This is a genomic window from Acidovorax sp. LjRoot38 (assembly GCF_964252975.1).
GTDB lineage: Bacteria > Pseudomonadota > Gammaproteobacteria > Burkholderiales > Burkholderiaceae_C > Acidovorax > Acidovorax facilis.
In genome coordinates, this window is record NZ_CAXUPT020000004.1 from 253,030 (window position 1) to 271,121 (window position 18,092).

At 64.1% G+C, this 18,092-nt stretch carries 18 protein-coding genes; 6 read left to right on the forward strand and 12 right to left on the reverse strand.

Features of this window, described 5'->3' with window-relative positions; genetic code table 11:
• Window positions 1–67: 67 nt before the first annotated feature.
• Both ACSQ22_RS08905 and ACSQ22_RS08910 read right to left on the reverse strand, forming a co-directional pair.
• Window positions 68–1,033 (reverse strand): ABC transporter substrate-binding protein, encoded by a 966-nt coding sequence (locus ACSQ22_RS08905; protein WP_055396929.1) that lies wholly within the window; start codon window positions 1,031–1,033, stop codon window positions 68–70.
• 78 nt (window positions 1,034–1,111) lie between these two features.
• Entirely contained in the window at window positions 1,112–2,563 is a 1,452-nt protein-coding gene (locus tag ACSQ22_RS08910) for an aldehyde dehydrogenase family protein (protein ID WP_436130090.1), read from the reverse strand.
• 132 nt (window positions 2,564–2,695) lie between these two features.
• Between ACSQ22_RS08910 and ACSQ22_RS08915 the strand changes: the two genes are divergently transcribed.
• Entirely contained in the window at window positions 2,696–3,658 is a 963-nt protein-coding gene (locus tag ACSQ22_RS08915; protein WP_108497702.1) for a LysR substrate-binding domain-containing protein, read from the forward strand.
• Between the two features lie 981 nt (window positions 3,659–4,639).
• On the opposite strand, the gene ACSQ22_RS08920 is transcribed toward ACSQ22_RS08915, so the two are convergent.
• Window positions 4,640–5,461, reverse strand: coding sequence for an SDR family NAD(P)-dependent oxidoreductase (locus tag ACSQ22_RS08920; RefSeq protein WP_436130091.1), 822 nt, complete (start codon window positions 5,459–5,461; stop codon window positions 4,640–4,642).
• Window positions 5,462–5,580: 119 nt separating this feature from the next.
• Between ACSQ22_RS08920 and ACSQ22_RS08925 the strand changes: the two genes are divergently transcribed.
• Entirely contained in the window at window positions 5,581–6,531 is a 951-nt protein-coding gene (locus tag ACSQ22_RS08925; protein ID WP_436130092.1) for an SMP-30/gluconolactonase/LRE family protein, read from the forward strand.
• A 187-nt stretch (window positions 6,532–6,718) separates the two neighbouring features.
• The gene (locus tag ACSQ22_RS08930) at window positions 6,719–7,672 is read left to right on the forward strand and encodes an aldose 1-epimerase (RefSeq protein ID WP_436130093.1); all 954 of its coding nucleotides are present in this window, start codon (window positions 6,719–6,721) and stop codon (window positions 7,670–7,672) included.
• Window positions 7,673–7,770: 98 nt separating this feature from the next.
• Here the strand turns inward: ACSQ22_RS08930 and ACSQ22_RS08935 are convergent, their stop codons facing one another.
• Window positions 7,771–8,475: a DUF1801 domain-containing protein gene (locus tag ACSQ22_RS08935; RefSeq protein ID WP_436130094.1), complete on the reverse strand. Its 705-nt coding sequence runs from the start codon at window positions 8,473–8,475 to the stop codon at window positions 7,771–7,773.
• A gap of 12 nt (window positions 8,476–8,487) precedes the next feature.
• The gene (locus ACSQ22_RS08940) at window positions 8,488–9,024 is read right to left on the reverse strand and encodes a GrpB family protein (protein ID WP_436130095.1); all 537 of its coding nucleotides are present in this window, start codon (window positions 9,022–9,024) and stop codon (window positions 8,488–8,490) included.
• Window positions 9,025–9,217: 193 nt separating this feature from the next.
• Between ACSQ22_RS08940 and ACSQ22_RS08945 the strand changes: the two genes are divergently transcribed.
• Together ACSQ22_RS08945 and ACSQ22_RS08950 are read left to right on the forward strand one after the other, a co-directional pair.
• Window positions 9,218–10,567, forward strand: coding sequence for a midcut-by-XrtH protein (locus ACSQ22_RS08945; RefSeq protein WP_436130096.1), 1,350 nt, complete (start codon window positions 9,218–9,220; stop codon window positions 10,565–10,567).
• Window positions 10,568–10,872: 305 nt separating this feature from the next.
• Window positions 10,873–12,009, forward strand: a complete 1,137-nt coding sequence (locus tag ACSQ22_RS08950; RefSeq protein WP_436130097.1) for a diguanylate cyclase — start codon at window positions 10,873–10,875, stop codon at window positions 12,007–12,009.
• A 235-nt stretch (window positions 12,010–12,244) separates the two neighbouring features.
• Here the strand turns inward: ACSQ22_RS08950 and ACSQ22_RS08955 are convergent, their stop codons facing one another.
• The 6 genes from ACSQ22_RS08955 to ACSQ22_RS08980 all read right to left on the reverse strand — a co-directional run bounded on the left by ACSQ22_RS08955 (window position 12,245) and on the right by ACSQ22_RS08980 (window position 15,914).
• Window positions 12,245–12,682 carry a T6SS immunity protein Tdi1 domain-containing protein gene (locus ACSQ22_RS08955; RefSeq protein ID WP_431150110.1) on the reverse strand — a complete coding sequence of 146 codons (438 nt, stop codon included), beginning with the start codon at window positions 12,680–12,682 and terminating at the stop codon, window positions 12,245–12,247.
• A gap of 66 nt (window positions 12,683–12,748) precedes the next feature.
• Window positions 12,749–13,294, reverse strand: a complete 546-nt coding sequence (locus tag ACSQ22_RS08960; RefSeq protein ID WP_010461414.1) for an NADAR family protein — start codon at window positions 13,292–13,294, stop codon at window positions 12,749–12,751.
• 29 nt (window positions 13,295–13,323) lie between these two features.
• Window positions 13,324–13,722: a hypothetical protein gene (locus ACSQ22_RS08965; RefSeq protein ID WP_431150108.1), complete on the reverse strand. Its 399-nt coding sequence runs from the start codon at window positions 13,720–13,722 to the stop codon at window positions 13,324–13,326.
• A gap of 92 nt (window positions 13,723–13,814) precedes the next feature.
• The gene (locus tag ACSQ22_RS08970; protein WP_436130098.1) at window positions 13,815–14,240 is read right to left on the reverse strand and encodes a hypothetical protein; all 426 of its coding nucleotides are present in this window, start codon (window positions 14,238–14,240) and stop codon (window positions 13,815–13,817) included.
• Window positions 14,241–14,269: 29 nt separating this feature from the next.
• Window positions 14,270–14,641 (reverse strand): hypothetical protein, encoded by a 372-nt coding sequence (locus ACSQ22_RS08975; protein ID WP_436130099.1) that lies wholly within the window; start codon window positions 14,639–14,641, stop codon window positions 14,270–14,272.
• Window positions 14,642–14,948: 307 nt separating this feature from the next.
• Window positions 14,949–15,914: a LysR family transcriptional regulator gene (locus tag ACSQ22_RS08980; protein ID WP_436130100.1), complete on the reverse strand. Its 966-nt coding sequence runs from the start codon at window positions 15,912–15,914 to the stop codon at window positions 14,949–14,951.
• A 97-nt stretch (window positions 15,915–16,011) separates the two neighbouring features.
• Here ACSQ22_RS08980 and ACSQ22_RS08985 point away from each other — a divergent pair, with 97 nt between their 5' ends.
• Window positions 16,012–17,256, forward strand: a complete 1,245-nt coding sequence (locus ACSQ22_RS08985; protein WP_431152805.1) for an MFS transporter — start codon at window positions 16,012–16,014, stop codon at window positions 17,254–17,256.
• Window positions 17,257–17,367: 111 nt separating this feature from the next.
• Here ACSQ22_RS08985 and ACSQ22_RS08990 read toward each other — a convergent pair whose 3' ends face one another.
• The gene (locus tag ACSQ22_RS08990) at window positions 17,368–17,964 is read right to left on the reverse strand and encodes a molybdopterin-dependent oxidoreductase (RefSeq protein ID WP_431152806.1); all 597 of its coding nucleotides are present in this window, start codon (window positions 17,962–17,964) and stop codon (window positions 17,368–17,370) included.
• Window positions 17,965–18,092: the final 128 nt, after the last annotated feature.

Here is an 18,092-nt window from a genome sequence, read left to right on the forward strand (position 1 = left end):
GCGCCTTGCGCAGCGCTTCGACAGGCTCAGCGTGAACGGGTGGGAGCGTTGTGAGCGCCGACAGGTCTTAGTACTTGCGGTTCGGGAATTCCTTGGCCGCCACTTCCATCGGGAAGATCCCTTCTTCCGTCACGATGCGCTTGGGCACGGCCTTGCCTGCCTTGATGTCCTTCACAGCGCTCATCAGCTGCGGGCCCAGCAGGGGGCTGCACTCCACGCTCACGTTGAGCTTGCCGGCGATCATGGCTTCGAAGGCGCCCTTCACCGCGTCGATGGAGATGATGACGATGTCCTTGGCAGGTTTCATACCGGCCTCTTCGATGGCCTGGATGGCGCCAATCGCCATGTCGTCGTTGTGCGCGTACAGCACGTTGATCTTCTTGCCCTCGGCCTTCAGGAAGGCCTCCATCACTTCCTTGCCCTTGGCGCGGGTGAAGTCGCCGGTCTGGCTGCGGATGATCTTGAACTTGGGGTCGGCCTTGATGACTTCTTCAAAGCCCTTCTTGCGGTCGATGGCAGGGGCCGAGCCCACAGTGCCTTGCAGCTCGACGATGTTGACCTCGCCCTTGGTGTCCTTCATCTTCTCCACCAGCCAGCGGCCGGCCTTTCGGCCTTCTTCCACAAAGTCCGAGCCCATGAAGGTCACGTACAGCGACGTGTCCTTGGTGTTCACCGCGCGGTCGGTCAGCACCACGGGGATCTTGGCGGCCTTGGCCTCGCGCAGCACGGGCTCCCAGCCCGACTCCACCACGGGCGAGAACGCAATCACGTCCACCTTCTGCGCGATGAACGAGCGGATGGCCTTGATCTGGTTCTCCTGCTTCTGCTGCGCGTCAGAGAACTTCAACTCGATGCCGGCCTCCTTGGCGGCCGACTTGATGGACTCGGTGTTGGCGGTGCGCCATTCGCTCTCGGCCCCCACCTGGCTGAAGCCCAGCACGAGGGGCTTTTGCGCCCAGGCGGCGCCGGGCAGCAAGGCGGCCACGGGCACGCTGGCCAAGGCGGCTGCAACGGTGCGGCGGTTCATTTTCATCATCTTGTCTCCTGTCTGTAATGGTTGGTTGACGATGGTTGCGGGATGGAAAGAGAAACGAAAAGGGAGCCTGGTGACTTAGGCCAGCATGTAGCCCGTCTTGACCGTGGTGTAGAACTCGGCGGCGTAGCGCCCCTGCTCGCGGGCGCCGTAGCTGGATTCCTTGCGGCCACCAAAAGGCACATGGAAGTCCACCCCCGCCGTGGGCAGGTTCACCATGGTCATGCCCACGGCGGCGTGGCGCTTGAAGTGCATGGCGCGTTTGAGCGACGTGGTGCAGATGCCCGCGCACAGGCCAAAGGGCGTGTCGTTGGCCAAGGCCAGCGCATGTTCATAGTCATCGGCCCGCAGCACGCAGGCCACGGGGCCAAAGATTTCCTCGCGCGCCACGCGGTGCTCCGGGCGGGCCAGGAAGAGGGCGGGGCTCATGTAATGGCCTGGGGTGGGGCGCTCCAGGCGCTCGCCACCCCAGACATGCTCCGCTCCCTCATTGCGCGCAATGTCGATGTAGTCCAGGTTCTGTGCCAGCTGGTTGTCATCCACCACCGGGCCCATCTCGGTGCCACGCTCCAGCGCGTGGCCCACCTTCAGGCTGGCCAGCCGGTTGCGCAGGCGCGCCACAAAGGCGTCGTGCACCTCGGCCTCGACGATGAGACGGCTCGATGCGGTGCAGCGTTGACCGGTGGAGAAATACGAGCCCTGCAGCGCGCAGTCCACCGCTTGGTCCAGGTCGGCGTCGGCCAGCACGATGAGCGGGTTCTTGCCGCCCATCTCCAGCTGCACCTTGGCGCGCCGTGCTGAGGCCGCGCGCAGGATGCGGTCGCCCGTGGCGACTGACCCGGTAAAGCTCAGCGCGTTGACCAGCGGGTGGTCCACCAGCGTCTGGCCCACCTCGCGGCCACTGCCCATGACGAGGTTGAAGGCACCGGCGGGCAGGCCGCTGCGGCTGATGATTTCGGCCAGCGCCCAGCCACAGGCGGGCACCAGCTCGGCGGGCTTGAACACCACGGTGTTTCCGTAGGCCAGCGCCGGGGCGATCTTCCAGGCCGGGATGGCGAAGGGGAAGTTCCACGGCGCGATGATGCCCACCACGCCCACAGGTTCGCGGGTTACGTCCACCTGCACGCCCTGGCGTACAGAGGCCAGCAGCTCGCCCTGGATGCGCAGCGCCTCGCCCGCAAAAAACTTGAAGATCTGCCCGCCGCGCGCCACCTCGGCGATGCCTTCAGGCAGCGTCTTGCCTTCTTCACGCGCCAGCAGCGCACCCAGCTCGTCCTTGCGCGCCAGCAGCTCGCTGCCGATCATGTCCAGCACGTCGGCGCGGCGTTGGGGTGTGCTCTGGCTCCAGGTGGGCAGGGCGTCGGCCGCCGCGCGCACGGCCAGCTCGGTCTGGTTGCGGTCGGCGCGGGCGTATTCGGCCACCACCTCGCGGGTGTCCGACGGGTTGGTGCTGATACCGGTGGTGGTGCCGATTTCCCACCGGCCGTTGATCAGGTGCCGGGGGCTGAGCTGGAGGTCGCCGAGCTTCATGGAGAGAGGCCTTTGTTGCAGTTGCGGCGAAGTCTATGGAAGGTTTAGATATCAATCCAATCGTTTTTTAGACAAAATACATATCGTTCTTTGCATTCTGGAAAACCCCTCCCTTTTCCCGCCCTCCTATCCATGAGCACCTACAACCACTGGTTCATCCGCGCCCGCCTCAAGACGCGCCAATTGCTGCTGCTGGTGGCCCTGGCCGAAGAGGGCAACATCCACCGCGCCGCCCAGGTGCTCAGCATGACGCAGCCGGCCGCCTCCAAGCTGCTCAAGGACCTGGAGGATGTGCTGGAGGTGTCGCTGTTTGACCGCCTGCCACGCGGCATGCGCCCCACCTGGTATGGCGAGACCATGATTCGCCACGCCCGCATGGCCCTGGCCAACCTGAACCAGGCGCACGACGAGATCGGTGCTCTCAAGCGCGGGCACTACGGCCAGGTGGGCATTGGCGCCATCACCTCACCGGGTCTGAGCCTGCTGCCCGCCGCCGTGGCGCTGGTCAAGCAGGAGCACCCCAGCCTGCGCATTTCGCTCGATATTGAAACCAGCCCCGTGCTGCTGGAGCGGCTGGAGCAGGGCAAGCTCGACATCGTGGTGGGCCGCCTGTACGAGGAGCACGACAAGGAGAATCTGCGTTATGAGTCGCTGACGGAGGAGCTGGTCTGCGCCATGACACGCCCGGGCCACCCGCTGTCGAGCATGACCGGGCTGACGCTGCGCGATGTGGTGTCGGCCAGCTGGATCGTGCCGCCGGCGGGCAGCGTGCTGCGGCACCGTTTCGACCTGATGTTCCAGCAGGACGGGCTGGCGCCGCCGCTGCATACGGTGGAGACATCGGCCCTGTTGTTCATCACGCGCATGCTGCAGCAGAGCGACATGATTGCGGTGGTGGCGGAGGATGTGGCGCGCTATTACGCGGCGCATGGGATCGTGACGGTGTTGCCGCTGGCGATGCCGTGCCATATGGATGCGTTCGGGATCATCACGCGGTCGGACCGGCTGCTGTCGCCGGCGGCGAAGGTGATGATGAAGGCGTTGAAGCAGACGAGTCTGGTGCAGTATGGGAGGCGGTTGGAGGTGGGGGATTGATTTTTTGGATGAAATTGGCTGCTAGCGCTTGTGAGGTAAGCGCTGGCAGCTATTGTTTTTGTAGTTTTGGGCCCTCCTGTCCGTTCGGGCTGAGCCTGTCGAAGCCGGGGCGTGCTGGTTTGGGAGGCATGCTTGGGTTGAGGGCGGAGGCCGGGAGTCGCCCGGCGTGCGAGTAACTTTCTTTCGCGTCGCCGAAAGAAAGTCACCAAAGAAAGGGCGACCCCCAGTCTGCGACCCCTGCGCTTCGCTACGGGGCAAACCTGCGTCGGGGCGGTTGCTGGGTGCGCCGTGGAACTCGCTTTGCTGCTGCGCAGCGCCGCTCGGACAACCACGGCGAGTCAGTTCACGAAGCATGGGCGCTTCGACGCCCATGCCACCCCGCAACCGCCCCGCCGCAGGCGCAGCCAGCAGGGGTGGGGCAGCAGAACATCCGAACAGCCAAACTGCCCTTCGGGCCATCGCTGCGCTCGGCCCTGCCGCCGCAGCGCGTGGCGCTTGCGCCCGCGAGATGGGGCCGAGCGAAGCAATGGCCCGTGTGGAAGTCCGCTCCCCCGGGTTCCCTTCTGTATGCGCCTGGGGCGCGCAGGGCGCGGGGTGGCATGTGCGTCGGAGCGCGCATGCTTAGTGATCTGACTCACCGCAGTTGTTCGAGCGGAGCGCCGCAGGCGCGCAGCGAGTTCTGCGGTGCACCCCGTGACCGAGCACCCCAGGTTGCCCCGGAGCGCAGCGCAGGGGTCGCAGACAGCAGGGTCGCCCTTTCTTTGGTTCCTTTCTTTCGGCGACGCGAAAGAAAGGGACTCGCCCGCCGGGGCGACAACCCGGCCTCCGCCTCCAACCCAAGCACGCCGCCCAAACCAGAGAACGAGCTTCCCCCGGCTTCGACAGGCTCAGCCCGAACGGGCGGGAGTCATCAGGACTGCAAAAACAATAGCTGCTAGCGCTTGATGGATAGGCGCCAGAGCCCAAAAAGACCTCAAAAATTCAAACCCACCCCGCATCCACCTTGAACTCCTGCGCCGTACACATCGCCGCATCATCCGACGCCAAAAACAACACCATCCGAGCAATGTCATGCGGCCGCAGCTTGTCCGGCAGGCACTGGTTGCGCGCCAATTCCTTCTCGCCCTCGGCATCCAGCCACAGCTTGATCTGCCGCTCCGTCATCACCCAGCCGGGCGACACCGTGTTGATGCGGATCCGGTCCTGCCCCAGCGTCTTGGCCAGCCCGCGCGTGAGGCCGTTCACCGACGACTTGGCAATGGCATAGCAAGGGTAGCCCGTGCCCTTGCCCTGCCAACCGGTGGAGCCCAGGTTGATCACCGAGCCCGCGCCCAGCCTGCGCATGCCGGGCACCACGGCCTGGATGGCGAAGAAGGCGGGGCGCTCGTTGATGGCCATGCGCTCGTCGTAGTACGCGGGCGTTACGGATTCGAGCGTGTGCCGGTCATCGCTGGCCACGTTGTTCACCAGCACCGCAAAGTCGCTGCCCAGCTCGGCCGCCGCTTCGGCCACACAGGCCTGCAGGGCGTGCACGTCGCGCACATCACACACACGCCACCAGGGGCGGGGCAGGCCTGCGTCGGCAATGTGCTGGGCCAGGGCTTCGCTCGCGTTGCGGGCCACATCCACAAACGCCACGCGGGCACCTTGCTCGGCAAACGCCGCAACGATGGCAGCGCCAATGCCGCTGCCGCCGCCCGTCACAAACACGGCGCGGCCTTGCAGGCTGGGGAACTTCGCCAGGCCCTGGGGGGCGCCGGTGGCATCGGTCGAGGAAGAGGAGGGGGTAAAAACCTTTGACATATAAATATTGCAATCAATAAATTGAAAAAAATTTCATTTCAAGCATCAATTGGCGTTGATAAGATGCCGTTCGTCAAGTGCCTGGCGGCAGGCCGATACAAAAAAGACCGGAGACACGCATGCGCCCCTTGCTGGATACCCCCTTCTCTCCGCCCGAGGGCGCTGCCTGTTCCGCACCCATCACAGGCGCCGTGCGCTGCGTGATCGCACTGGGCAACGCGCTGGGCGAAGGCGTGTTGTGGTCGGTGCGCGAGCAGGCCGTGTACTGGGTGGACATCCTTGGTCGCGAGCTGCACCGCTGGGACCCGGCCACCGGCGCCCACCAGCGCTGGACGTTTGACGAAGAGATCTCCGCCATTGCCGAACGCGCGCATGCCCCCGGCTTCATCGTCACGCTGCGCCGGGGTTTTGCGCTGTTCGACCCGGCCACCGACATGGCCCCGCGCTACCTGCACCAGCCCGAGTCCGACCGCGCGGGCAACCGCTTCAACGACGGCAAGTGCGATGCACAAGGGCGCTTCTGGGCGGGCTCCATGGACTTTGCGTGCGAGGCGCCCACGGGCGCGCTCTACCGCTATGACCCCGACGGCAGTTGCACCCGCCACGACGACGGCTTTGCCGTGACCAACGGCCCCACCTGGTCTGGCACGGGGCAGGGTGCGGCCATGTTTTTCAACGCCACCATCGAAGGCAACACCTACCGCTACGACAGCAATCTGGCCGCAGGCACCGTGTCGAACAAAACGCTGTGGAAACACTGGCTGCCCGATGACGGCCTGCCCGATGGCATGACCACCGACGCGCAGGGCCGCCTGTGGATTGCACACTGGGGCGGCTGGTGCGTGACCTGCCACGACCCGGTCACCGCCGCCGAGCTGGGCCGCGTGCGCTTGCCAGTCAGCCAGGTCACCACCTGCGCGTTTGGCGGCGCAGACCTGCGCACGCTGTTCATCAGCTCTGCGCGGGTAGGTCTCACGCCCGAGCAGCTGGCGGCCGAGCCGCTGGCCGGGGCGCTGTTTGCGGTGGACACCGACAGCCTGGGCCTGCCCGCCCATCCATTTGGCGGCTGAGAGCGGCTCACAAAACCCTTCTGGCGCCGTTGCCGCGTCTTGTCGTACTACGCGTACTGCCTGCGATGCGGCGCCTGGCCAGAACCGCTGCGCGGGGTTTTGATATCCGCTCTAAGCGCTGAACGCAGCCCCGAGCAATCTGCCAACCCGCAATCCCCGTCAACACACCAAAGAAAGCACACCGCCCATGACCGAGGCCACATCCTCCCACCCCATCGTCTGGCTGCACCACGCGGGGCAGCACCTGGGCCTGGTGCCCACACTGGGCGGCAGCGTGGCAGCCTGGCAGATCGACGACCCGCAAGAGGCTGGCGCACGCATCGACCTGTGGCGCCCGTGGGACGGCGCCACGCCCGACCTGTACCAGCTCGCGTCGTTTGCCATGGTGCCCTGGTCCAACCGCATCAGCGGCGGCGGGTTTGAGCATGCGGGCCAGTTCCACCCCATGCGCCCCAACCGCGTGGGCGAGCCGTACCCTATTCACGGCGATGGCTGGCTGCAGCCCTGGCAACTTACCCAGCCCGCACCCGACACGCTGCAGATGCAGCTGCGCTCCGAGCGCTTTGACGACAACCCCTACGAGTACGAATGTGTACAGACCTTCCGCCTGGTGGACGGCGGCCTGGACCAGTCGGTGCAAGTGCGGCACCTGGGCGCGCAGCCGCTGCCCTACGGCCTGGGCCTGCACCCCTGGTTTCCGCGCACGCCCGGCACGCGCATCACGGCGCCGGTGCAGGGCGTGTGGCTGTGTGGCGATGACCCTCTGCCCACACAGCACACGCAGCACTTCCCGCCCGGCTGGGACTTGAACAGCGGCGCTCCCGCCAATGGCGGCCTGATCGACAACGCCTACACCGGCTGGGGCGGCACGGCCCAGATCGACTGGCCCGAGCGGGGCCTGCGCTTGACCGCCCAGATGCCGGACTTTGCGCAAGACGGCGGTACCGACCAGCACTACTGCCTGATCTACCGACCGCCACAGGGCCCAGCATTCTGCTTTGAGCCCATCACACAACCCATCGACGCCTTCCATCAGCCCGGGCAGCCCGGCCTGCGCACGCTGGCGCAGGGGGAGTCGATGGCGCTGCGTGTGCAGTGGCGCTACAGCAGCTGCGTGAGTGAGGTGGATGCGGGGCAGTAGATTTTGATTGAAATTGGCCCTAGCGCTTAATGGTTATCGGTTGTTTGCTATCGAAATAATATTTTTCAGACACGACTGACTCCGCGGGCTGTCTGCACCTAACTGGCTGTGCGTGCACCCCGTGCCGATTTCGCCTTGGCCTTCGCACCCCCGGCATTCAGGGCCACCGCTGCGCGGATCAGCGCCTTGAAGGCCTCCGCGTCCACGGTGTCCCCTTCGTGGATGTCTATGGCACGCCGGGCGTTGCCGTCCAGACTGGCGTTGAAGAGCTTCGCCGGGTCTGGTAGCGAAGCGCCCTTCAGAAAGGTCAGTTTTACCGCTGCAGTTCGGAGCCTGTTGACGGCCTCACAGGGGTCGCGCAGCGGTCTTTGCGGGATGGGGTGCAAGGCGCGGTGCGCAGCCAATAGCTTGGCTATTGGCAAGCGCCGCAACGCCGCAGACCGCCCGCAAAGACCGCTGCCCGAAGGGTTGGAGCGAAATCGGGCGATTGGACGCCCCGGCTGCTTGCATGGGCATGAGCCCATGCGGCGCATCCGAAGCATCCACTCATCCCGATTGCGCTCCAACGCGATCCCCTGTGAGGCCGTCAACAGGCTCCAAGACTCGCCCGTGCACAGAATCCCGCCCAGCGACCACACGGGCGTGCCGTTCCACTTCCATTCCTCCAACACTTCGGGCGCCGCCTCATGGATCAGCTGCCGCATGCGGCCCAGTGCTTGCCCGCGCCAATCGTTCAGGTCGGCGATGCGCTGGTCGATCAGCACCGATGCGGGCGGGCCTTCGGGGGTTTTTGCAGTGCTCATGAGGTCTCCTGGTCAGTCAAGGTTGCAAGCACCGCCTGCAACCGGTGCAGATTCCGCGCAGCGGCCGGGTAGCACCCGAGGGGTCAGAACGGTGGTGATGAAGCGTGATTTTTCCTCACGGTAGCGCTCCATGCCAAAGGGCGCAAAACGCTGCTTGAGCTGGTTGTACTGCTCCACCAGGCGCGGGTCTGCACGCAAGGCATCGCGAAAGTGCAGAAAGAACTCAAACTCCGATCCCTTGGCCACCACCTGCAATGCTACGTCCGTGTCTGTGCGTGGCGACAGCAGCATGCACAGCTCTGGCGTGCGCAAGGTGTCCTTTTTGGCCACGTAGCCTGCGCCCTGCAGCACCTGAACGGCCCGCGCGTGCTCTTGCGCAGTCACCAGCACGCAAATGTCCAGATCGCCTTTGGACACCGCACCAGGTATGGCCGACGCACCAATGTGTTCCGCCTGCGCATCAGGCAGGAGCCGGGCGATCTCTTGCACTACGGACAGAAATACGGCACCAGCGGATGCCTGGTACTCGGAGGGTTCCAACAACTTCATGGGGTCATGATGATGCCAGTCTGGCGGGGCAGCGGCCCCTGCAAAAGCCTGGTTCAGGACGGCTCGGGCTGCTGCTTTCGATCACCCCCATGCGCCCCCGTCCGCCCTGATGAGGTTGTGATAATTTGCAACTATCCGACCGCCACCCCAACCACCCCAACCACCCCAACCACCCCGCAGGGACGATCAACCGATGAAGAACACCCAACCTGGAAGCTCTGGTCCGTTTGCACCGCTGGCCATGCTGATGCTGCTGTCAACGCTGCCCTTTGCCGCGTCGGCCCAAACGATCTCCAGCGGCGCCCCTGCCGTGGCCAACGTGCCGGTGGACAGCCCCTTGGCGCTGGGCGCCTTGCTGGTGGCTGTTGCGCTGGCCGGGTGGTGGTCGCTGCGCCGCAGTCACGGCGTGCGGCGTGTGGCTTCGCTGCTGCTGGTGGCCGCAGTGGTGGGCCTGGCGGGGCAGGGGGCGGGTTTGATGGCGAAGGTTGTCAGTGCCTTCACCCAACCTGCGGGCGAGACACTGCCCATTACCGTCAGCCCCATCACGGCGGGTGGCTTCACAGGCTTTCAGCCTGCAGACTTCAGCAACAACTCCGGCGCTGCGCTGCGAATTGCCGCCATCGACCCGCCCGACCTGGCCCAGTGTTTTGCCACCAACCCGGCCAACACCTTGCTGCCCCCCGGGCCTCCCACGCCATCGCCCCATCCCGCCTGCGGCGTGGGGGCCATGCTGGCCAATGGTGCCACCTGCCGGGTGGATGTCGAGGCCATCTGCCGCAGCCTCTACGTCTCGGGCGCCACGCTGACCGCCATCAGCCCCAACTCCGGCACCGCATCGGGTGGGGTCGGCGTCACGCTGACCGGCACCGGGCTCACCGGCGCCACTAGCATCACTTTTGACGGTGTGCCCGCTACCTCGGTCAACGTGGTTAACGCCACCACCATCACGGCGGTCACGCCAGCGCACGCAGGGGGTGCCGTCAATGTGGCGGTTTTCACCCCGGCCGGGGCCGCTCAGCTGGCCAGTGGCTACACCTACCTGGCCACCGCTGTGGGGCAAAGCAGTGGTGGCGGCGTGATTGCTGCGCTGGATGGCGGGCTGAACAACCTGATTGCGGCCACCGCAGACAACAGCACCGGGATCGGGTGGGGTGGCTTCGGCACGGCCGTGGGGCCGGGTGCGCAAAGCGACACCGACGGTGCCAGCAACACCGCCGCCGTCGGTGCGACGCTGGGTGCGGGAGTTTATGCCGCGCAACTGTGCAGCACCTACCAGGTCGATTCGCAAGGCAATACGCCCTGCCAGGCGGGCAACACCTGCTACAACGACTGGTTCCTGCCCGCCCGCAACCAGCTCGCAGCGCTGTATACCAACAGGGTGGCGGTAGGCGGCTTCGCCAACGCCCTCTATTGGAGCTCCACCGAGGGCTCGGCCTCGCCCCTGAGCGATGCATGGATCAATGATTTTTCCATCGGCAATCCGGTGACCATCCCCAAGACCCAAAACCTGCAGACGCGGTGCGTGCGTGCCTTCACGCCTTGAAGGCCGGGGCGCATGCCGTAAAACGCCGAAAATTTGGCTGAAATATGCTCTGGCGCTTGATGGACAAGCGCCAGAAGCTATCAAATAGTGAGCAATCGATCTTGGGCATATGCAGAACACCGGCCGGGCCGCAACGGCCCGTGGTTTACCCGCTTGCTGCCCATTGCACCTGCCCACACCCTTAACGTCATCCGCAGCGGGGCGTAGGCTGCAAGTGGTGGTGCATGGCGCCCCTCATGCTCTGTCGCCTTGGCCTGTGCAGCTCATCCCCCAAACTGGAACGATTCCGGCAAACTGGCACCACCATGAACGTGATAGACCCGCGCACCGCCATCGTGTTGATCAGCGCCATGAGTGCGCTGATGGCGCTGGTGCTGTGGGCCCTCAAGCGCAGCTACCCGCCCAGCATTCAGGGTCTGGGCCAATGGGCGCAGGCGCTTTTGATCATTGTGGTGGGCGGCATCCTCGCGGCCTCGCGTGGGCAGCTGCCTGAAATCCTCACCACGGCCGTGCCCAATTTCTTGCTGTGCTGGGGCGTGTATGGCCTGTATGCGGGCACCCAGCGTTTTTACGGCGTGCGCCCAGCCATCTGGCGCTGGCTGGCAGTGACTGTCGCCGTCACGCTGGGCACCCTTTGGTTCGCCCTGGGCGACCCCAGTTACACAGCCCGCCTGCGGCTTGTGACGGCACTCTTGGCCGTGATGTTTGCCATGCACGCCTGGTTCATCGTGCGGCAGGGCATGGGCAGCTTTTCGCGCTGGCTCACGGTGGGGGTGATCGTGTACATCGCCGTGATTCAGCTGGTGCGGCTTGCCACCACGTTCTTCCTGCCCATGGGCGACACCATCTTGAGCGGCACGCCGCAGCACGTGCTGTTCATCGCCAGTTTTTCCGTGTCCGTCCTGCTGTTTTCGGTGGGCGCCGTGCTGATGGCTGGCGACCGCCTGCGGGCCGAGCTGGAGCTGCTGGCCACCCGCGACTCGCTCACCAACACCCTGACACGGCGCTACATGGACGAAGCCTGCGGCATCGAGCTGGAGCGCAGCCACCGCACCGGCCAGCCCCTGGCCATGCTGATGCTGGACCTGGACCATTTCAAAACCATCAACGACACCCACGGCCACCAGGCCGGCGACCGCGTGCTGGTGGAGTTTGCCGCCAAGGTACAGAGCTGCCTGCGCAACAAGGACCTGCTGGGCCGCTTTGGCGGAGAGGAGTTTGCCCTGCTGCTGCCCAACACCCCCCTGGACGCCGCCCTGCAGGTGGCCGAACGCATCCGCGCCGCCTGCATGCCCCAAGGCAACGAGGTGGGCTGTACCGTCAGCATCGGCGTCACCCTGAGCCTGCCGCAGAACGACTCGATGGACAAGCTGCTGGCGCGGGCGGATGCGGCGCTGTATGAAGCGAAGAACACGGGGCGGAATCGGGTGGTGGCGGGGTAAGAGGGCTCTCTGACGAAGGGTAGAAGTGGGGCGCTTTCGGCCCGAAACGGTCCATGGAGGAGATCCGGCAGATGATCGCCCAGCAGCGATTGCTGTCATCCGCGCTTCGTCGTTGACCGCGTACTATCGGCCAAGAGCAGTCGGTGGCGGCTACCGAAAGCGGACGCTCAACGTTTGAGATGAGAGGCTTGACCCGGCTTGCCGGGGCAAGTCCTCTCGATTGAAGGGTTAGGCGTCATTTGATGATTCGAAGTCGTACCTGCGAGCCTTCGGGCAGATCTTTGACTTGGTGAGCTATGTCGCCTGTGACTTCTATGAGTTCTGAGAAGGCAATTGAAGCCAGATTGTCACCGCCGTACTCACCACCGAATGGCCCGGGAATCTTGAAGCAGTACTTTCGACTTGGCTCGAGTGGTCCGACCTTTACCTTAGCCTCCTCGACGAGGGCAAACATGTTCCAGTCTTGCTGAAACTCTTCATCCTTGGTTAGTGAATCGAGTGCCGTTCGATCAGCGGCTACTACTTTGCAAGACAGATCTTCTGGACATATGCGCCAGTACTGCCCCTGCTCATCTCGAACCATGAGATTGCCAAAGTCGTTCTCGCCGACGACTTTGACGGGATTGATGCCTGTCCAGCCCCAGGCGCGCTGAATGTGTTCGATGAGTTCCATGACGCCTAACGTTCGACCTAAGGGGCGGCTTGCGGCTTGCCGCAAGACGTCCCCTTGACGGAGGGGTTAGGCGTCACGGCGTACCTGCATGAGCGCGAAGCCCAAGAGATTGAGGCCTCGCCACTGATTGGGATTGTTGACCTTCTCGTCATCCTGGGCCAGACCGATGCCCCAGACTCTATCGACTGGGCTCGCTTCAACAAGGATGCGATCGCCAGTTTGCTGGAGAAACTGCCCAAGTTCAACGTTTTGTGTGAACTTGGCTTGATTGGCGCGGACAACGATGGAGAAGCGATGCTGAAGCCAAGTGGCTTCATCAAAACCGCGCACTTGGCGCCCCAAGGCTTTGGCGGCTCCCGGGTTTGGAGCTCGAAGAACCTGCTCTTTGGTTGCCTGATCGCCGAAGAGCGAAGCCTTCTCAGCCATCATGAAATGCTCCGCCGTGGGGTATTGCTGCCCATCTACGACGAAGGGGGCACCGTACCACTGGCTGAAGCAGGATGCGGTGACGCCATGCTTGCTGGGTTGGTGGCCCCAGAAGAAGACGAACTTCAGCTTCTGTCCAGCATTGAAGCGGGTCCGCAAGTCTTCGAGTAGTTGTGAGTCGTTCATACGTCTCCCATTAACGCCTAACGTTGGAGTTAAGCGGCGCCGCTGTGCGGCGTCTGCTTGAACGACCTGTTAGCCACCAGGCCGACAAAAGCGGGGAAGAGTGCCACGGGGCACAGTAGGTCGAGCCACATGAGTGAAGCGACGTCCACGAGGTTCTCGCCTGGTGCGTAGTAAAAGGAAGCGCCAAGTACGGCGGCCGAGGCGGCCAGACCGGCGGCAAAACCACCCACCACTGAAAGCTCGCGAAGCAACCAAGACGTGAGGATGGTTCCAAGGGCCACAAAGGGCAACCAGGAAAGGACTTGAAGGAGCGGGACAAGCCAAGCGGTCCGCTCCGCATCGCGCCCAAAAGGATGGAACGCCACCCAGAGTCCGAAAGCGTTGAGCGCCAGCCATGCCACGCCAACGCCCAAGGCAGCGGCAATCAAGAGCGTTCGAACTCGCACAGGCGCTTCAATCTGCAAGCTAACGTTGGAGGTGACCCGCGTGCTGCCGGTGTGTGTCCGTGTCGATCCACTGGTTAGGCGGCAGCATCCGGATACTCCCAGTCAATAAGCTTGACTCTGAACTTCTCCAGTGCCATCAAGGTCAGGGCGCAGCGGCTGCAGTCTTCTTCGAATTTCTCGGGGAGCATTTCCTCCTCTACCTCTTCTCTTATGCCCTTCTTGCCACTGAGCTCGGAGTTATACCGGATGAGGCCCTCCAAGCCGTCGACGTTGAACCAACGCATGTACTTGGAGTGAACGATTTCATTTCGCCTCTTGGCCAGCTTTAATACTTCCACCATGAGATTGTGGAATTCAGGTTTCTCGACGGATTGCGGCGGGCGAAGTGCCCCCAAGCCTTTCAAAAGGATCATTTCATGCCCGGCCTTCGTGCGCCGCCGGAGTACTTCTTCAATGCAGAGCACGCTCGATTGGATCTTAAAACGATGGAGCTTAGGCATGCAGCCCCGCATTTCTCACGTGGGCGATGTCATCTTTTTAGGATGAAAAAATACATCGAAAAAATTCCTAAGGAAAAGCAAAAGGCGATGGCATGTATGCCAATGAATTTCAACAGAAAAATAGTGAAATCAACCCGTGCAGCAACTGAGCCGTCAAACTTTCGCGACTGATCTTTAACAGAATCTCCATTGGAAAATCTGGATAAAAAATAGATCAGCACCCTGATAGTGGTCACAACAGCCAGCCCGACTGCCATGATCACACCAGACAAGAGGGAAGTTCGGTAGTACCCCAAGCCTTCAATCATGGCGAAGTAGAAAAACAGAGTTGCGCCCCCCAATACAGCCAGAAAGACGAACGCCATCTGGCGCTTGATTAGAAAATCAAAAACATCGTTCATGCATCATCCCCAGCCCCAATTCCTCTCTGTCAGGAAGGTCGATCGATCACCTGGTCTATCTCAATTCGCATCTCCAAAGCCAGAGAACATGTCCAGCTAGCAACTGTAAGCCGTCTCAGCCTCACTGGCTGCGTCCTATTGCCACGCGCTGAAGTGACGTACTTCTTGACGATGAACCTCGTACGGTGGCTGATTGTTCAACCAGTCGTTTACCTCCTTCAGGGGAAGTGGCCACGTACAACAACAGGGTGCTTTCAACAGGAAGGTCGGGGCGTATCTCCGCTCCTGGCCGGCAGTCGTCGTCCGCTCAAGACACCACCCCCCGCATCCCCGCCAACCCCGGCATTGCCCCCCGCATCCCCTCCAAAAACAACCGCAACCGCGCCGGATAAAACCGCGCATGTGGATACACCAGATACACCGGTAGCGAGGGGGCCTGCCAGGTGGGCACCAAGTGCAGCAAGCCGCCTGCGCGCAGATCCGCATCTACGATCCACGCCGATGCAATACACGCGCCGAGCCCGGCCAGGGCGGCGCTGCGCAGGGCGTACAGGCTGTCGGTGGCCAGGCGGGGGGTGATGGCGAAGGTGCTGGCCTCGCTGCTGTGCTGGTGGGTCAATGTGACTTCGCGCTGGTAGAAGGTGCTGAGCGCCAGCCAGGGTAGATCCTTCAGATCCTGCGCGTGTTGCGGTGTGGGCCGACTTGCCATGAGGGCGGGCGATGCCAGTACGATGCGCGGCACTTCGGCAAGGCGAATGGCGACCACCGAGGGGTCTTCCACCGCACCCACCTGGATGGCGCAGTCGATACCTTCTGCGATGAAGTCAGGGCGGCGGTCGTGCAGCATCCATTCCACCGAAACATCGGGGTAGCGGCGCAGGTAGTCCATCAGCGGGGGGATGAGCTGGTTTTGCCCGAAGGCGTGGGGCGCCAGCACGCGCAAGGTGCCGCGCGGGGTGTCGGCCGTGCCGCGCAGGTCGTCTTCCATGGCGCGCCAGTCTTCCAGCAGGGCTTTGGCGTGGGCAAAGCAGCGGTCGCCGTCTTCGGTCAGCTTCATCACATGGGTGGATCGCTGCAGCAGCTTGATGCCCAGGCTGCGCTCCAGCGCTTGCAGGCGGCGGCTCACGGTGGGCTGGCTGGTGCCCAACTGCTGGGCGGCGGCAGACAGGCTGCCGGCCTCGACGATGCGGACAAAGGTCTGCATCAGCTCGATGCGGTCGGCGCCGGGCGGCTGGGTCGGGAGGGCCGGGAGGGCCGGGAGGGCGTTGGTCATACGTCAAGCGTATAAAGAATCTGCAATTTAGCCTACTACCCAGTGCGGCGACGGGATAGAACAATCGCACCATTCCTTTTAAACCGATGGTGTTGTGATGTCTTCCATTCAAAATGTGCATGCAAGGGGTGTGGCGGGGCGGGCCCCGGTGGCGCTGGCTGAAGAGAGTGCGGCAGGCGCGGTGAGCGCGCCGCTGCTGTTGCTGCTGGCGACCACGGCGGGGCTGAGCGTGGCGTCGCTGTATTACAGCCAGCCCATGCTGGGCGTGCTGGGGCCCGATATGCAGGCCGACAGCCGCGTGGTGGGGCTGGTGCCCACGCTCACGCAGTTGGGGTATGCGCTGGGCATCTTGCTGCTGGCGCCGCTGGGTGACCGGTTTGACCGGCGCCGCATCATCGTCATCAAGTCCATCGCGCTGATGCTGGCGCTGCTGCTGAGCGGCCTGGCGCCCGGCATGGGCGCGCTGCTGGCGGCCAGCCTGGCCGTGGGCCTGGCGGCTACGGTGGCGCAAGACGTGGTGCCCGCTGCCGCCACGCTGGCCCCGGCCGCACAGCGCGGGCGCATGGTGGGCACGGTGATGACGGGGCTGCTGCTGGGCATCTTGCTGTCGCGCGTGGTCAGCGGCTTTGTGGCGCAGCAGTGGGGCTGGCGCACGGTGTATGTGGCGGCGGCGGTGGCCGTTGCGCTGCTGACGGTGGCGGTGTGGCGCGGCCTGCCGCGCTTTGCGCCCACCACGCAGATGGGCTATGGCGCGCTGATCGGCTCCATGGTGGCCTTGTGGCGCCAGCACGCAGCGCTGCGCCGCGCGGCCTGGGCGCAGGGGCTGCTGGCCGTGGGCTTCAGCGCGTTCTGGTCCACGCTGGCGGTGATGTTGCACAGCCAGTTCAACCTGGGCACGGCGGCGGCGGGCGCGTTTGGCCTGGCAGGAGCGGCGGGTGCACTGGCAGCCCCACTGGCCGGGCGCCTGGCCGACAAGCGCGGGCCCGAGGTGGTGACGCGCTTCGGCGCAGGGCTGGCCGCTGCGTCGTTTGCGCTGATGGCGCTGGCACCGCTGCTGCCTGCGCAGGCCCAGCTGGGCTTGATTGTGGCGAGCGCCATCGGCTTTGACTTCGGCGTGCAGGCCACGCTGGTGGCGCACCAGACCATCGTGTACGGCATCGACCCTGCGGCGCGCAGCCGGCTCAATGCGCTGCTGTTCACGGGCATGTTCATCGGCATGTCGGCCGGGGCGGCGCTGGGCGCTTTGGTGCTGGCGCAGTGGGGCTGGCTGGGGGTGGTGGGGCTGGCCACCGTGTCGTCACTGGCGGCCCTGGGGGTGCGGGTGGCGCGGCGGGCAGGATGATTTGAATAAAAAATGGCTCTGCCGCCTGATGGGTAAGCGTTAGTAGCTATCAAAAAAAGAGCGGCCAGGAAGCCGCTCTTTCTTTTTTGCTGGGCTACCTTGCCGGTGGCCTCAGGCCTTCTTCACTTCAATGTGATACAGCCCCCAGGGGCACAGGCCAAAGCGTTCCTTCACCGGCTTGTCCTTGAAGGCGGGCAGCACATCGGCGTCGTACACCGCCCACTGCGGGCCCAGGCCGCCCAGGGCCATGGGCTGGCCGTCGATGTGGGTGGCGACGATCATGCGGTAGGCCTGCACGTCGGCCATGCTGATGGTGACGTTGTAGCCGTCCACTGCGCGCAGCACCAGCTGCACGGGGCTGCCAGCGGCCACACCCGCAGCTGCGAGCACGGTGGTGAGCAGGGGGCCTTTGAGCGTGTGGGGCTTGCTGTCGTATTCGAGCGTGGGCTTGATGGTGACGGCGGGCATGCGCTGCAGGGCGGCGGCGTCGAGCGCGTGGGCTTTGTCGAACTGGATGCCGTGTTTGCCCATCATCTGGTCGATGGTGGCATCGAGCGCGCCCCGGTTGGGCTGGGTGATGGCGCCGCTGATGGTGAGCAGGGCGGGGCTGGTAGATGTTTTGGCGGGTGGGGCGGCGTGGCTGCTGGTGGTGGCGGTCCACAGGCCTGCCAGGCCGACGCTGGCAGCCACAAAGTTTCTTTTGTTCATGTTCGGTTTCTCCTCGTGTGTTGCTTGGTTGGTTGATCGATGGATGGTGGCGCATCAATCCGGGGCGCATGGTAAGCGCAGGACTGGCGCTTGCCACCCAAAAAAGTGTCAGTACCTGTGTGGACGTG